Here is a 14,644-nt window from a genome sequence, read left to right as displayed (position 1 = left end):
CCAGGTCCTCGGGTAATGACGATTTCATCGCTGTTTCGTTTCATGTTCAAGAAAGCCGGCATCTTTGTAGGGGTGGCGCTGGTGTTGGCCGCCTGTTCGCCCCGTTACAACTGGCGCGAAGTCGATGTGGCGGACGGTCATGTGCGGGCCGCTTTTCCGGATCGGGTCATGACGGACACCCGGGATCTGCGCCTGGATACGCATTCCTTGCGTTTTACCCTGGCGACCGCCACCGTGGGGGAAGCCGTGTTCGCGATCGGGTCGGCCCCGCTGCCGCCCGAGATCGCGGCGGACCCCGGCGCCAAGCAGGCGCTGGCCAGGGCGCTGGTGGTATCGCTGTACGCCAACATGCAGGCCCCGCCGCCCACGGAATGGCCGGCCAACGGGCAGGAAATCGAGGTGCAGGGCAAGGCCATGGGCAAGCCGGGATGGTTGCAGGCCAGGGTGTGGGTGACCGACACCATGCTGATCGAAGCCGTGGCGGCGGGCACGCAGGAAAGCCTGCCGGCGGAACGGGCGCGCGAGTTCCTGCGGTCGGTGGTGGTCAATCCGGCCAAGCCCGTCAAGCCGTGACAGCATCCAGCAAGCCTTGCCGTAGCGCCGCCACGACAGCGGCCCGCCGGCCGCGCACGCCAAGCTTGGTGCAGGCGTTGCGCAGATGGAAGTTCACCGTGCTTTCGCTTACCCCCAGGATTCGACTGGTTTCCCAACTGGTCTTGCCCGCGGCGGACCAGTACAGGCAGGCGGCCTGGCGGTCGGACAGCGCTTTCGCGGCCGGCAATGCCGACAGCGAGGCCAGTGGCGCGATGGGCGGATTCAGCGCGGACAGGGGCGCGGACAACGGCGCGGACGGCCCCTGCAAGGACGTCTGCAACAACGGGCGGTACGCGGACAAGCGGCGAAGGGCGGTCATGGCGGCTGTGGGCTGGACGCCCTGTAGTTGACGTGTTGCCCCATGCTGCGGCCCCGGCCGCTGGCAGGCAAGCATTGATGCCGCGGCGCATCAAACTCTTTATCTCTGACGGAATAGTCGTATGTTGGCCATCACCCAGTTCTACCTGTCAGCCATCGTGCTGATGCTGCCCTTGCTGTCCTGCGTGGGCATCGGGGTGTTCTGGGGCAAGCGCGATATTCCCTTCGGCGGCGCGTTCATCACCACGCTGGTGACGTCGGTGACGACGCCGGCCCTGGTGTTCCACACCTTCGTCACGACCCATCTGGACGACCGCGCGCTGGCCGATGTGGCCGCGGCCACCCTGCTGGCGCTGCTGCTGTGCGCCGGGGTCGCCGGGTTGCTGCTGAAAGTATGGAAACTGCCCGTGCGCACCTTGTTGCCCACGGCCTTCCTGCCCAACGCCGGCAACCTGGGCTTGCCGATTTCGCAACTGGCGTTCGGCGATGCCGGCCTGTCGGTGGCGGTGGCGTTTTTTGCGGTGAACTCGTTCGTCATGCACACAATCGCGGTGCGGCTGCTGCCTGGCGTGAACACCAAGGGCAGCTGGAAAAGCCCCATTCTTCTGGCTTCGGTGATAGCAGTGGCGATGCGCATGCTGCACATCCCCGTGCCGGATTGGCTGATCGAGACGGCGCGCATGCTGGGCGCCGTGACCGTGCCGCTGATGCTGTTGAGCCTGGGGCATGCCCTGGCGCTGATCCCGTCCAACGGCCTGCGCGACGGCGCCAAGGTCGCGGCGATCCGATTGGGAGTCGGCTTGGCGGCAGGGCTGGCCGTGGTCTGGGTGCTGGACCTGGAACCCGTTCTGGCGGGCGCGCTGGCGCTGCAGATGGCGATGCCCTGCGCGGTGGTCAGCTACATGTACGCCAAGCGCTATACGCCGCTGGGCGACACCGCGGCGGGCGCGGTGCTGGTGTCGACGGTGGTGTTCCTGCTGCTGGCGCCGCTGATGCTGTGGTTCACCCGCGCCGGGGCCTAGGGCGCGCGGGTGCTCGCCGGGGGCGGGGTCAGGCCACGCCCGCCATGGTCCGCAGTTGCGCCATGAGCGCGTCCGGGATGTCCACGCCGTGCTTCACGGCTTCGTCGCGCAGTTTGCGGCGGCGGTCGCCAGGCAGGCGCACGCCGTCATCTTCCAGCATGGCGTCGACCAGCGTTTCGACGCGTTCCAGATAGGCGTTGTTGCCCGCCAGCGCGCCCGGATCGATTGCCATGAAAGCCTGGCCCAACCGGGCGGGGCCGCCAGCGTCCACGAAAAACGATTCCGTCTCGAAGCCAAAATGCGCGCCCGTCAGCGCGCAGGCCAGCAGTTCGACAATCAGCGCCAGCATCGCGCCTTTAACGCCGCCCGCAGGCAACATGCTGCCGGCCAGTCCCGCCTTGGGGTCGGTCGTGGGATTGCCGTCGGCATCAAGCGCCCAGCCCAGCGGAATGGGTTGGTTGTCGCGTGCGGCGATCATCAGCTTGCCGCGCGCCACTTGCGACAACGACAGGTCGATCACTAGCCGCGCGCCGTTGCGGCGAGGGAAGACCGCGGCGATGGGATTGGTGCCGAAGAGCGGCCGCTTGCCGCCCCAGGCCGGCATGGCCGCGGGCGAATTGCTGAGCGCCAGGGCGACCAGGCCGGCATCGGCCAAGGCTTCCAGGTGATAGCCGGCTTCGCCAAAATGGTGGCTGTTGGTCACGCCGATGAAGGCGATGCCGTGCTCGCGCACACGCGTCGCGGCCTGCTCCACCGCCAGCGCGCAGGCGGGGAAGGCCAGGCCCGAGCCTGCGTCGATCAGCGCCGCGCCGCCGCGCTCGTGCACGATGCGCGGCACCGCCGACCCGATGGCGCGGCCCGCCCGCAAGTGGCCGGCGTAGAACGGCACGCGGGACAGGCCATGGGAACTGAGGCCCTGGCTTTCAGCGAAGACCAGCGCGCGGGCGGTGCTGTCCGCCATCGCCGGGTTGGCGCCCGCAGCGGCCAGGCCAGCCGCCGCCAGGTGTTGAAGTTCGTCCAGATAGATGTGAGCCATATCCTTTCCGTCAGGGGGGCGCGCCGCGTCGGGTGGGGGGCGCCGCCGGTGACGGCTATTGTCCCACCGGCGGGCGGGCTGCAACCACGCCCGCAAGCAGTGCTAGAATTCTTTTCGCAGTACCCATTGCATGACCCATATTTCGGCGCCGATTTGCCTGATCCGCTTGCGGGCGCCTTCCAATAAATCCAGCTAAAGAGGTCCGTATGACCACTCCTGCCCAACATTTGGCCGGTGATTCGGCCAGCGGGTTCGTTCCCGCCACCGTCACGACTTCCGACACCGTTGATCCCGGTACCGTCGGTCTTGTCGCACCCACCTTCATCCGTTTCGATGAGCCGCTGCCATTGCTCAGCGGCCAGTCGCTGGCCGCCTACGAACTTGCCGTGGAAACCTACGGCACGCTCAATGCCCAGCGCACCAACGCGGTCCTGATCTGCCATGCGCTCAATGCCTCGCACCACGTGGCGGGGCAGGCGGCGGACAACCCCAGCGACCTGGGGTGGTGGGACAACATGGTCGGCCCCGGCAAGCCGGTGGACACCAACCGCTTCTTCGTGATCGGCGTGAACAACCTGGGTTCGTGCTTCGGTTCGACCGGGCCGGCCAGCATCAGTCCGGCCACCGGCAAACCCTGGGGTGCCGCGTTCCCGGTGCTGACGGTGGAAGACTGGGTGCGCGCGCAGGCCCGCGTGGCCGACCACTTCGGCATCGACCGCTTCGCGGCGGTGATGGGCGGATCGCTGGGCGGCATGCAGGCGCTCAGCTGGGCCATCACGCTGCCCGAGCGCGTGGCCCATTGCGTGGTGATCGCCAGCACGCCGCGCCTGTCGGCGCAGAACATCGGCTTCAATGAAGTGGCGCGCCGCGCCATCATCACGGACCCGGATTTCCACGGCGGCGACTACTACGCGCAGGACACCGTGCCGCGCCGCGGCCTGTCGGTGGCCCGCATGATCGGTCACATCACTTACCTGTCGGACGACGACATGGCCGAGAAATTCGGCCGTGCGCAACGCGCGCCCGCAGAAGATGGCGCGTACCGCTATGGCTACGACGTCGAATTCGAGGTGGAGTCGTACCTGCGCTACCAGGGCGAGAAGTTCACGCGCTACTTCGATGCCAACACTTATCTGCTGATCACGCGCGCGCTGGATTACTTCGATCCCGCCCGCACGACGGGCGGCGACCTTGCACGCGCGCTGGCGCCGGCCAAGGCCGATTTTCTGCTGGTGTCGTTTTCGACCGATTGGCGCTTTCCGCCCGAACGCTCGCGCGAGATCGTGCGCGCGCTGCTGAAGAACGCCAGCCCCGTCACCTACGCCGAAATCGACGCGCCGCACGGCCACGACGCCTTCCTGCTGGAAGACGCGCGCTACCATGCCGTGGTGCGCGGCTATTACGAACGGATCGCGCGCGAGCTTGGTCTTGGCGACGCCGCCCCGACCGAAGGACGCTCCGAATGACCCCTGTGACCCCCCGCTATGCCCACAGCGCGCTGCGGCCCGATCTGGCGCGCATTGCAGGATGGATCGAGCCCGGCAGCCGCGTCCTGGACTTGGGCTGCGGCGACGGCGCGCTGCTGGCGCACCTGCGCGACCACCGCCAGGTGCGCGGCGCGGGCGTCGAACTGGACGACACCTGCGTCATCGCCTGCGTGCGCCGCGGGGTCGAGGTGATCCAGCAAAACCTGGAAGACGGCCTGGCACTGTTCGACGACAAGCAGTTCGATACCGTGGTGTTGTCGCAGACCTTGCAGTCCATGCACCACACCGAACACATCTTGCGCGAAATGGCACGGGTGGCCCGCTACGGCATCGTGTCGTTTCCCAACTTCGGCTACTGGCCGCACGGCTGGTCCATCCTGCGCGGCCGCATGCCGGTAACCGGACAGATGCCCTACCAGTGGTACAACACGCCGAACATCCACCTGTGCACGCTGCGCGATTTCGAACAGCTGGCGGGCGTCGTGGACGTGCGCATCCTGGAACGCGCGACCTTCAACGAAGGCCGCGAGGTCAAACTATTTCCCAGCTGGCGCAGCACGCTTGCGGTCTACCGCTTCGCGTCGCCCTGACATTCCGACACCGATCGTCCTGACGGCGTGGCCGAACAAGCCCTAAAATGCCGCAAGCCCGCGGCGCGATGCCAGTTGCGCCGCGCCGGCTGAGTTTCAGGAGACCGTCATCACCGCTGTATCCAACGTCTACACCAGCCCCCGCGTGGCCCCCTTGCTGGTCCTGGGCTTTGCCAGCGGATTGCCGTTGGCCTTGACCAGCGGCACCTTGCAGGCCTGGGCAACCGTGGAAGGCGTGCCGCTTCAGGAAATCGGTTTCCTCACCCTGGTGGGCACGGCCTACACCATCAAATTCCTATGGGCACCCCTGGTCGACCGGTATGTGCCGCCCTTGCTGGGCCGCCGCCGCGGCTGGATGCTGGTGACGCAGTTGCTGCTGGCGTTGACCATCATGGCGATGGGCATGATGTCGCCGTCGACGGCCCTCATGCCGCTGGCGATGCTGGCGGTGCTGGTGGCTTTCCTGTCCGCCACGCAGGACATCGCATTCGACGCCTATTGCACCGACGTGCTGCGCAAGGAGGAACGCGGCGCCGGCGCCGCCGTCAAGGTCATGGGCTACCGCCTGGCCATGATTGCGTCCGGCGGCCTGGCGCTGATTTTGGCGGACCAATGGATCGGCTGGGGCTATACCTATGTGCTGATGGGCGGCCTGATGCTGCTGTGCGCGGTGGCGACGCTGCTGGCGCCCGAACCCGAACACGTCGTCCTTGCGCCGCGCAATCTTCGTGAGGCGGTCGGCGAGCCGCTGCGCGAATTTTTCACGCGGCGCGGCGCGCTGGCGGTGCTGTTGCTGATCGTGCTGTACAAGCTGGGAGACGCCTTCGCGGGCGCCTTGTCCACCACGTTCCTGATCCGTGGGGCAGGATTCACGCCCACCGAAGTCGGCACGGTGAACAAGGTGTTGGGGCTGGCCGCCACCATCGTGGGTGCGCTGGCCGGCGGCTCGCTGATGTCGCGCTGGGGTCTGTACCGGTCGCTGATGGCCTTCGGGCTGCTGCAAGCGGTGTCCAACCTGGCGTACTGGCTCATCGCGATCAGCCCGAAGAACCTGTGGCTGATGGCAACGGGCGTCGGGATCGAAAACCTGTGCGGCGGGCTGGGCACCGCGTCTTTCGTGGGCTTGTTGATGGCGCTGTGCCGTAAGCAGTTTTCCGCGACGCAGTTCGCGCTGCTGTCGGCGTTGTCGGCGGTGGGCCGCACGTATCTGGCCGGGCCGCTGACCCCGCCGCTGGTGGGGTACATGGGCTGGCCAGGCTTCTTCCTGGTGACGGTAGTGATCGCGCTGCCAGGCCTCGTGCTGCTGAAGATGCTGCGCGGCACGATCGACACCATGGAAAGGCAGGGCGACCAGGCGTAAGGGCGGGTCGGCCGGTTCTTCCGGGAATCGCATGCTTCGCAAAAAAAATCGGCGCCCGGAATGGGGCGCCGATGTTCCTTGCGCGCGGCTTATTCCTTTTCGGTCAGCCGGACGATCAGCACGTCGCTGGGCAGGGATTCCAGCAGGCGCTCGGCCACGCTGCCGATAGCGGTGCGCAGGATGCCGGTGCGGCCGTGGGTGCCCGTGACGACCAGGTCGGAGCGGTGGTTGAACGAGTATTCCGACAGCACGGTTTCGGGCTGACCTGCTTCCAGCACGATTTGCGGCGTCTTGCCGGCCAGTTCGGGCGTTTCTGCCGTGAATTCCCGCGCGCTTTGTTCGGCGCCCTTGTAGAAGCTGCGCGTGATGGCGTCGTCGGGCACGGTCTTGCCCTGAAACGGTACGTCATACGCGTGGAACAGCGTCAGATTGGCGTTGGGCACCAGTTGCAGCGCGGCGCGCAGTGCCTGGCGCGAACCGGGCGAGAAATCGGTGGCGACCAACACGTCGCGGTACGGCTTGCGCGGACGGGTCTTGACCACCAGAACCGGCTGGCGCGCCTGGCGGGCGAGTTTTTCGACGGTGGTGCCCAGCAGCAGCCGGCCCAGCGTCTCGTCGCGGGCGATGCCGGTGACGATCAGCGAGCAGCCGAAGCTGTCGGCGGTTTCCATGATGCGGGTGAGCGGGTCGCCGGATACGACGACGACTTCGGACGGCACGTCGGCGGCAGCCAGGTCTTCGGCCAGCTCGCGTTCGGCCAGCGCTTTGTGATCGGTCGACAGGCGCCGCCAGACCGGCGTGGTAAGACGGGCGGGCGTGGCATGGCTTTCCATGACATGCAGGACGATCAGCTTGGTGTTTAGCTCTTTGGTGAGCTGGAGCGCGCGGTCCAGGGCGCGATCGCCCCGCGCGCTCAGGTCCGTCGCTAAAAGGATGGGGCCTGTTTGCTGTGTCATACGTTATCTCCCGGTTCAAGCCAGGGTGCCGGCTTCCGCATCCGGGCAACCTGGCGGTTGCCGCCCGTGAGGGCATGTCCCCATTGTCCCGCCACGATGCGGACTGGGGATTGATCGATATCAACGCACGGTCCAGCGTACGGGATGGAGCGCTTGTAGGCAATGGCGCCTTGCGCGCGGTCAGGGTCAATACAATGGGGCCTGTCGTACCCCCGGCCCGGGCCGCGTTCCGGTTCGATCACCGTATTGTTTCCGCCTTCCCCATGTTCTCCGATATTTCTCCTACCCTGTTGCACACGCTGTATCTGGTTGCCATCGTGGCCGAAGCCATGACCGCGGCGTTGTCGGCCGGCCGCCGCGACATGGACTGGATGGGCGTCTGCATCATCGCCTGCGTGACCGCCCTGGGCGGCGGCTCGTTGCGCGATGTGCTGTTGGGGCACTATCCGCTGACGTGGGTCATTCACCCCGAGTACCTGTGGATGACGGGCGGCGCCGCGATCCTGACCGCGTTGATCGCGCCCGTCATGCGGCGCCTGCGCAGCGTATTCCTGTTGGCAGACGCCCTGGGGCTGGTGGCGTTTACCGTTATCGGCTGCCAGGTGGCGCAGTTGATGCAGCTGCCGATCACGGTGGTGCTGATCAGCGGGATGATCACCGGTTGCGCCGGCGGGGTGCTGCGCGACGTGCTGTGCAACGAAGTGCCGCTGCTGTTCCGCAAGGAGCTATACGCCAGCGTGTCGGTCGTGACCGGGGCGCTTTACCTGGGTGGGCAATCCCTGGGGCTGTCGGCCAACGCCGCCGTGCCCGTGGCGCTGGCGGCAGGCCTGGCCCTGCGCCTGCTGGCCTTGCGCTTCAATTGGCAAATGCCCAAATTCGTCTACCGCGACGACTGGGACTGAGCGCCCGAACGGGAAGTCGCGGAAGCCCATTCCGTCTCTGCAACAATATTCTTATTTGTGTTTCAATAGATTTCTAGTATCTTCTCGGTGTCTCAACCACGCATCGCGCAGTACAAGGGGAGCCGATTGGACGTCAAAGCGCCCGCCACGATTCCGTATTTCCTACAGGAACAGATTCGTGAGTTGATAGTGGATGGCACTATCCGGCCCGGGCAGCCCTTGCGGGAGCAAGAACTAGAGCAGCGTTTCGGCACCAGCCGCAGCCCGATCCGGGAAGCGCTGCGCCTGTTGGAACTGAGCGGCCTGGTCACGCATATCCAACGCAAGGGCTTCAGGGTCACCCTCTATACCGAAACGCAGATTCGCCATCTGTACCTGCTGCGCGCGGAGCTGGAGGCCTATTGCATCCGCCAGCTGGCGGACATGCGCGATCTGGCGCCGCTGGTGGCCGAACTGCGCAGCTATGACGAGGCCATCGCGGCGGCCGTGGCCAAGCGCGACATTCGGGCCTGCATCGCGGCGGCGCGCGAGTTCTATCTGGCGGCGGCCCGCTATACGGGCAATACGCCGCTGACCAGCATGCTCAGCAAGCTCTACGAACAGGTGGAGCCGCTGCGCTATCTGCTGGCCCGGCGCTCGATCGAAACCAATACCTTGCAGATCTATACGCATGGCATTACGCAGGCGCTGGCCGTCCGCGATTTCGACCGTGCGGCCGACCTGACGCGCACCTATGTCGTGGAAGTGCTGCCGGGCATCCTGCAGTCATACCGCGACGCCGCTGAACAGGCTGCGGAAGAACTGGCGCCGCGCTACGGCCGGGCTTGAACGGCTTGAGCGGCTTGAACGCGCGGACGCTTCCTGGCGGGTGCGCCGCTCAGGCCCGAGGCGGCGTGCGGATTTCGATGCCCGCCTGCTCCAGCGCTTGGCGGATGCCGTTGGCGAACAGCAAGGCGTTGGGCTGATCGCCGTGGATGCAAAGCGTGTCGGCTTCTACCGGCACATCGTGCCCGTCGACGGAACGCACCTTTCCTTCGCGCACCATGCGCACCACTTGCGCGACTGCCTGGTCCAGATCTTCGATCATGGCGCCGGCGCGCGTGCGCGGCGTCAGCGATCCGTCGTCCTGGTAGGAGCGGTCGGCGAACACCTCGCTGGCGGCCGCCAGGCCGATCGCGCGCGCCGCGTCGATCAGCTTGCTGCCCGCCAATCCGTACAGGATCAGCGACGCATCCACATCCTTGACTGCCTGACAGATGGCGCGTGACAGCCCTTCATCGCGGGCGGCCATGTTGTACAGCGCGCCGTGGGCCTTCACATGGTGCAGGCGCGCGCCTTGCGAAGCAGCCACGCCGGCCAGCGCGCCGATCTGGTAGACCACGATGTCATAGGCTTCATCCGGCGTGATCTGGATGACGCGGCGGCCGAACCCCGCCAGGTCCTGCAAGCTGGGGTGGGCGCCCAGCGCCACGCCCTGCTTCCGCGCTGCGGCAACGGTCTTGCGCATGGTGGCGGGGTCTCCGCCATGAAAGCCGCAAGCGATGTTGGCGGAGCTGACGTATTGCAGCACCGCCGCGTCGTTGCCCATGGTCCACGCGCCATAGCTTTCGCCCATGTCGCAGTTCATATCGATGCGGGTGGTCATTGCGGTTTCCTTGTTGCGGGGGCCAGAAGCGCGCGCAGGGGGGCCAGCGCCTCTTGCAATTGTATGAACGCGTGTTCGCGCCCGCCGTCCAGGCGTTGCGCGTCATCCAGGCTGATCAGCTGGAAGCGCAAGGCCTGGACGGGCGCGCACTGCGCCAATGCGGGCAGGTCCACCGTCGCGATCTGTGCGATCTTGGGGTAGCCCCCGGTGGTTTGCCGGTCGGCCATGAGGATAATGGCTTCGCCGCCCGAGGGCACCTGCACGGTGCCGAAACTGGCGGCCTCGGACAACATCTGGCGCGGCTGGCTCATGGACAGCGCCGGGCCCGTCAGGCGGTATCCCATGCGGTCGGATTGGGGGCTGACGCGGAATTCCGCATCCGTGAAGGCCTGCCGCGCGGTCGCCGAGAATTCTCCCCAGTGCATGCCGGGCAGGAAACGGATGGCGCCGCGCCGTTGGCCGCCCAGGGTGCCGGGCAGATAGGCGCGGATATCCCACAGCGCTGCTTGCAGTGCGTCCAGGCCGTGGTCGTCCAGCGGGGCGCGCAGCGCAATGCGGTCGCCTTTGGCCAGCGCGCGGCCCTGGAATCCGCCGAAGCCGCTGCGCAGGTAGGTCGCCTCGCTGCCCATGACGGCAGGCAGTGCAAAGCCGCCATGCACCGCCAAATAGCCACGCACGCCCACGGCTGGCCGGGCGCCGAAGGCCAGGGTGTCGCCCGCCCGGGCCACCAGCGGCCGGTGCAATGGGATGTCCCGGCCATTAAGGGTAGCGCCCAGGTCGGCGCCCGTCAGCGCGAAGCATGCCGGGGCGTCAAAGCGCAGCGTGGGGCCAAGCAGGGTCATTTCCAGGGTGGCCGGGTCGCCGGTATTGCCGGCAAGCGCGTTCGCCAGCCGGTGCGCGCGTTCGTCCATGGCGCCCGCGGCCGGAATGCCTTCGTGCTGGTAGCCGTCGCGGCCCCGGTCCTGGAAGCTGGACAGCATGCCGGGCTTGATGACGGTCACGCTCATGGCCGGGCGTCCCGGAGGCGGTCGAATTCCTGCGCGCTGATCGGTACGAATCGGACCGAATCACCGGGTTGAAGCAGCGAAGCGGGCTGGCGGGCGGGGTCGAAGAGCGTCAGTGGCGTCGCGCCGATAATGTTCCAGCCGCCGGGCAGCCGGTTGGGGTAGATCACGGTCTGCCGGTTGGCGACGGCGACCGAGCCGACGGGCACCGCGGTGCGCGGCGAGGATCGACGCGGAATATTCAGTTTGGGGTCATGCACGCCCAGATAGGCGTGGCCGGGCGCGAAGCCCAGCATGAACACCATGCAGCGTGGTTCGCTGTGCAGCGCGACGATGTCGTCTTCCGTCGCGCCAGCCGCCCGTGCCACCTCGGACAGGTCGGGGCCATGCTGGCCACCGTAGCAGACGGGGATGTCGATCTGACGGCCTTCCAGCGTGTCGGCGGCGATGCCTTCGGCCAGCAGGGCGCCGATGCTTGCGGTCAGGCTGCGCCAAGTGGGGCCATTACCCTGGCCGTCGGGCCGGTAGTGCACGGCCACCGCGACGAACGAAGGCACGACATCGGTCACGCCGGGCAACTGTGCGGCGCGTAGTTTACGCGCCGCGGCCAGACAGGTCCGGCCGACTGATGCGTCGATCTTGTCGCCGAACGAGATGATCAGACAGCGATCACCTTGGGGCAGGATGCGCCAAGCGGTTTCGGCCGAAGAAGGGGGGGCTGACAGGGTGTTCAACGGCGCGAAACCTCTAGCAGCGGATCACTTGGCGAACAAGGAATCCATGTTCTTGAAGGCTTTGAATTCCAGCGCGTTGCCCGACGGATCCAGGAAGAACATCGTGGCTTGTTCGCCCACTTCGCCCTTGAAGCGGATGTAGGGTTCGATGACGAACTCGGTGCCTGCGTCGATCAGGCGCTTGGACATGGCTTCCCATTGTTCCATGGAAAGCACGGCGCCAAAATGGCGCACCGGCACATTGTGGGAATCCACGGCGCTGGTGGCGTTGTGGCCGCATTCGCTGGGCGCCAGGTGGGCGACGATCTGGTGGCCGTAGAAATTGAAATCGATCCATTCGGGCGAGCTACGGCCCTCCGGACAGCCCAGTTTTTCGCCGTAGAAGGCGCGGGCTTCGGCCAGGTCACGAACCGGGAAGGCCAGGTGGAACGGCGGCAGATTGGTTTGGGCGGTCATGAAAACTCCGGGTCATTCAAAAAAGGAATCGGCTGTCAGGCGGCCGGTAGGCCTGCGTAGGCATCAGGGGATAGTTTAGGTATTGTTTTTTTGATTGAAAAACGATATTTTTTGTGCCTTAGCATCAAAAATATTGATTGTGATCAAAGAATTCAAAACCTTTATCGCCGTGGCGCGGGACGGGACGTTCACGGGCGCGGGCGCGCATCTGGGGTTGACGCAGTCGGCCGTCAGCGCCCAGATCAAGCGGCTGGAGGAATACCTGGGCGTGGCGCTGTTTGATCGCGGAGCCCGGGCCGCCGTGTTGAACGCCCATGGCCGTGAGATGCTGCCGCAGGCGGAAGAGCTTGTCGCGATGGCCGAACGCATGGTGACGACAGCCGGGGCCGGCCAGGTCAGCGGGTCGTTGCGCATCGGCGCCATCGCCTCGGTGCAGCAGGATCTGCTGGTGCGCGCGGTGGGTCGCTTTCGCACCGTCTATCCGGATGTGCGGGTGCGCATCGTGCCCGGTGTCTCGCTGTCGTTGCTGGGGCAGGTGGATGCGGGCGAGGTGGACATGGCTGTGCTGATCCGCCCGCCGTTCACGCTGCCGCCCGAACTGGGCTGGCATCGTTTGCTGAACGAGCCGGTGGTGCTGGCCGTGCCGGCATCGCTGCCCGAGGCGCCTTGGCGCGAGTTGCTGGCGACGCAGCCCTTCATCCGCTACGACCGAGCCTCGTTTGGGGGGCGGGTGGTGGATATTTTCCTGAAGAAGCACCGCATCCATGTGCATGAAGCCGTGGAACTGGACGAAATCGAAGCCATCGCCAACATGGTGCGCCACGGCCTGGGCGTGGCGCTGCTGCCGCAGCTGCGGCGGCTGGACGTGACGGGGTTGCGGCTGTTGCCGCTGGCCGAGCAGGCGTTCCACCGGGAAATCGGCATCATCGGCCGCTTGCCATTCGATGCGGGCAGCGTGCGCGAGAAGATGGCGGAATGCCTGATGGCGGCCGCCGCCGAATAGCGGCGCCGCAAGTATCGTGGATGTAGGATGGGTGGAGCGCGAGAGAATCCGGCCAAGAACGCGAACGCCCAACGCGCGCAACCCATCAAGCGGCGTTGAGTTCTTAACCGGTTGAGTTCTTAAACCGGCTGAGTTCTTCGCCGGTTGAATTCTTAGCCATTGAGTTCTTAACCGGTTGAGTTCTTCGCCGGTTCGGCTATGACGCAAACGCCGCTTGATGGGTTACGCGCGCTTGAAAGTCGAGTCCTTGCGGTCAGGACTCTCGCGCTTCACCCATCCTACAGCCGGTCGCAGCGGACCGTGATGGGGTGATCGCGCAACGTGGTCATCACCACGTCGTCGACCTGGCCTTCCACGTCGGTGATCACGTAGCCGATCTGGCCCTTGGTCTGCAAGGTTTGGCTGACGATGTTCAGGCCGTGCTGCGCCATCAGGTTGTCCAGCGTACCAAGCGCGCCCGGGGCGTTGCGGTGCACGTGCAGGATGCGCGTGGCGCCGGCCGGCTCCAGGTAGGGCAGTTCGGGGAAGTTGACCGCGCCCTTGGTCGTGCCGGCCTGCATGAAGCGCACCAGTTTCTCGGCCACTTCGCGGCCGATGTTCTCTTGCGATTCCTGCGTGCTGCCGCCAATGTGCGGCGTCAGGATGACGTTGGGCAGGCCGATCAGCGGGCTGGCCAGCGGTTCGTCCGCGCCCTTGGGCTCGGTGGGGAACACGTCCAGCGCGGCGCCGGCCAGATGGCCGGATTTCAGCGCGGCGTGCAGGGCGTCGATGTCCACGACCGTGCCGCGCGAGGCGTTGATCAGGATCGCGCCGCGCCGCATGCGGCCGATGGTGTCCGCATTCATGATGTTCTCGGTGGACTTGCCGCCCGGCACATGCAGCGTCACCACGTCGGCCTGTTCCAGCAAGTCGTTGAGCGTCCCGGCGGGGCGGGCATTGCCCAGCGGCAGCTTGGCTTCCACGTCGTGGTAGACGACGCGCATGCCCAGGCCTTCGGCCAGCGTGCTGATCTGCGAGCCGATATTGCCGTAGCCCACGATTCCCAGCGTCTTGCCGCGCGTTTCAAAGGCGCCCGAGGCGCTCTTGTCCCAATGGCCCAGATGCACGCGGGCATTCTTTTCGGGAATCCGGCGCAGCAGCAGGATGGCTTCGCCCAGCACCAGCTCGGCCACTGAACGGGTGTTGGAGAACGGTGCGTTGAACACCGGGACCCCGCGTTGCATGGCGGAATCCAGGTCGACCTGGTTGGTGCCGATGCAGAAGCAGCCTACGACGCGCAGGTCGGGGCTGGAAAGCAGGGCGGCGTCCAGGTGCGTGCGAGAACGGATCCCCGCCACGTGCACGCCACGCAGGGCTTCCTGCATTTTCGCCGGCGGCAGGGCCGCAGCGTGCGTGACGATGTCGGTGTAGCCGGCGGCTTCGAAGACGGCGCGCGCGCTCGGATGGATGTTCTCGAACAGGACGATTTTTGCCATGACTGCCAAGGGGTGGGTGAAGAAATGCGTTCTATTTATTGTGGCGCATTTTTGCTGCAGTG

At 66.2% G+C, this 14,644-nt stretch carries 16 protein-coding genes and 1 riboswitch; of the genes, 8 read left to right on the top strand and 8 right to left on the bottom strand.

Annotation, left to right across the window (positions count from 1 at the left end):
• Positions 1 to 15 precede the first annotated feature (15 nt).
• The gene (locus tag ACI0FO_RS18070) at positions 16 to 573 is read left to right on the top strand and encodes a hypothetical protein (RefSeq protein ID WP_416028807.1); all 558 of its coding nucleotides are present in this window, start codon (positions 16 to 18) and stop codon (positions 571 to 573) included.
• Here ACI0FO_RS18070 and ACI0FO_RS18065 read toward each other — a convergent pair.
• A complete protein-coding gene (locus tag ACI0FO_RS18065) occupies positions 563 to 781 on the bottom strand; it encodes a helix-turn-helix domain-containing protein (protein ID WP_416029277.1) in 219 nt (72 codons plus the stop codon). The genes ACI0FO_RS18070 and ACI0FO_RS18065 overlap by 11 nt on opposite strands.
• Before the next feature lie 253 nt (positions 782 to 1,034).
• Here ACI0FO_RS18065 and ACI0FO_RS18060 point away from each other — a divergent pair, with 253 nt between their 5' ends.
• A complete protein-coding gene (locus ACI0FO_RS18060) occupies positions 1,035 to 1,934 on the top strand; it encodes an AEC family transporter (RefSeq protein ID WP_416028805.1) in 900 nt (299 codons plus the stop codon).
• Between the two features lie 28 nt (positions 1,935 to 1,962).
• On the opposite strand, the gene ACI0FO_RS18055 is transcribed toward ACI0FO_RS18060, so the two are convergent.
• Positions 1,963 to 2,970 (bottom strand): Ldh family oxidoreductase, encoded by a 1,008-nt coding sequence (locus ACI0FO_RS18055; RefSeq protein WP_416028803.1) that lies wholly within the window; start codon positions 2,968 to 2,970, stop codon positions 1,963 to 1,965.
• Positions 2,971 to 3,105: 135 nt separating this feature from the next.
• A riboswitch (SAM riboswitch) is annotated at positions 3,106 to 3,187 on the top strand.
• Here ACI0FO_RS18055 and metX point away from each other — a divergent pair.
• The 3 genes from metX to ACI0FO_RS18040 all read left to right on the top strand — a co-directional run bounded on the left by metX (position 3,177) and on the right by ACI0FO_RS18040 (position 6,407).
• Positions 3,177 to 4,436 carry a homoserine O-succinyltransferase MetX gene (gene metX, locus ACI0FO_RS18050; RefSeq protein ID WP_416028801.1) on the top strand — a complete coding sequence of 420 codons (1,260 nt, stop codon included), beginning with the start codon at positions 3,177 to 3,179 and terminating at the stop codon, positions 4,434 to 4,436. Its footprint overlaps the riboswitch before it by 11 nt.
• A complete protein-coding gene (metW, locus tag ACI0FO_RS18045; protein WP_416028799.1) occupies positions 4,433 to 5,047 on the top strand; it encodes a methionine biosynthesis protein MetW in 615 nt (204 codons plus the stop codon). The genes metX and metW overlap by 4 nt, the downstream gene beginning before the upstream one ends.
• 145 nt (positions 5,048 to 5,192) lie before the next feature.
• Positions 5,193 to 6,407, top strand: coding sequence for a muropeptide transporter (locus tag ACI0FO_RS18040; protein WP_416028798.1), 1,215 nt, complete (start codon positions 5,193 to 5,195; stop codon positions 6,405 to 6,407).
• An 89-nt stretch (positions 6,408 to 6,496) separates the two neighbouring features.
• On the opposite strand, the gene ACI0FO_RS18035 is transcribed toward ACI0FO_RS18040, so the two are convergent.
• Positions 6,497 to 7,363 carry a universal stress protein gene (locus tag ACI0FO_RS18035; RefSeq protein ID WP_416028796.1) on the bottom strand — a complete coding sequence of 289 codons (867 nt, stop codon included), beginning with the start codon at positions 7,361 to 7,363 and terminating at the stop codon, positions 6,497 to 6,499.
• A 263-nt stretch (positions 7,364 to 7,626) separates the two neighbouring features.
• On the opposite strand from ACI0FO_RS18035, the gene ACI0FO_RS18030 reads away from it, so the two are divergent.
• Together ACI0FO_RS18030 and ACI0FO_RS18025 are read left to right on the top strand one after the other, a co-directional pair.
• Entirely contained in the window at positions 7,627 to 8,265 is a 639-nt protein-coding gene (locus tag ACI0FO_RS18030) for a trimeric intracellular cation channel family protein (protein ID WP_416028794.1), read from the top strand.
• Between the two features lie 126 nt (positions 8,266 to 8,391).
• Positions 8,392 to 9,093 carry a GntR family transcriptional regulator gene (locus tag ACI0FO_RS18025; RefSeq protein ID WP_416028792.1) on the top strand — a complete coding sequence of 234 codons (702 nt, stop codon included), beginning with the start codon at positions 8,392 to 8,394 and terminating at the stop codon, positions 9,091 to 9,093.
• Positions 9,094 to 9,142: 49 nt separating this feature from the next.
• On the opposite strand, the gene ACI0FO_RS18020 is transcribed toward ACI0FO_RS18025, so the two are convergent.
• The 4 genes from ACI0FO_RS18020 to ACI0FO_RS18005 are packed head-to-tail and all read right to left on the bottom strand — an operon-like array spanning position 9,143 to position 12,104.
• Entirely contained in the window at positions 9,143 to 9,910 is a 768-nt protein-coding gene (locus tag ACI0FO_RS18020) for a LamB/YcsF family protein (protein ID WP_416028790.1), read from the bottom strand.
• Positions 9,907 to 10,917, bottom strand: a complete 1,011-nt coding sequence (locus tag ACI0FO_RS18015; RefSeq protein WP_416028788.1) for a biotin-dependent carboxyltransferase family protein — start codon at positions 10,915 to 10,917, stop codon at positions 9,907 to 9,909. Before ACI0FO_RS18015 ends, ACI0FO_RS18020 begins: the two co-directional genes overlap by 4 nt.
• Positions 10,914 to 11,648 carry a 5-oxoprolinase subunit PxpB gene (pxpB, locus tag ACI0FO_RS18010; protein WP_416028786.1) on the bottom strand — a complete coding sequence of 245 codons (735 nt, stop codon included), beginning with the start codon at positions 11,646 to 11,648 and terminating at the stop codon, positions 10,914 to 10,916. Before pxpB ends, ACI0FO_RS18015 begins: the two co-directional genes overlap by 4 nt.
• 24 nt (positions 11,649 to 11,672) lie before the next feature.
• Positions 11,673 to 12,104 carry a VOC family protein gene (locus tag ACI0FO_RS18005; protein WP_046806579.1) on the bottom strand — a complete coding sequence of 144 codons (432 nt, stop codon included), beginning with the start codon at positions 12,102 to 12,104 and terminating at the stop codon, positions 11,673 to 11,675.
• A gap of 139 nt (positions 12,105 to 12,243) precedes the next feature.
• On the opposite strand from ACI0FO_RS18005, the gene ACI0FO_RS18000 reads away from it, so the two are divergent.
• Positions 12,244 to 13,107 (top strand): LysR family transcriptional regulator, encoded by an 864-nt coding sequence (locus tag ACI0FO_RS18000; RefSeq protein WP_416029275.1) that lies wholly within the window; start codon positions 12,244 to 12,246, stop codon positions 13,105 to 13,107.
• A gap of 278 nt (positions 13,108 to 13,385) precedes the next feature.
• Here the strand turns inward: ACI0FO_RS18000 and serA are convergent, their stop codons facing one another.
• Positions 13,386 to 14,582, bottom strand: a complete 1,197-nt coding sequence (gene serA, locus ACI0FO_RS17995) for a phosphoglycerate dehydrogenase (RefSeq protein ID WP_416028784.1) — start codon at positions 14,580 to 14,582, stop codon at positions 13,386 to 13,388.
• Between the last annotated feature and the right edge of the window lie 62 nt (positions 14,583 to 14,644).

Origin of the sequence: Achromobacter marplatensis, assembly GCF_049060505.1 — a bacterium.
GTDB lineage: Bacteria > Pseudomonadota > Gammaproteobacteria > Burkholderiales > Burkholderiaceae_B > Achromobacter > Achromobacter marplatensis_A.
Note: the sequence above shows the minus strand (reverse complement) of the source record. Positions and strands in the feature narration are given on the sequence as shown.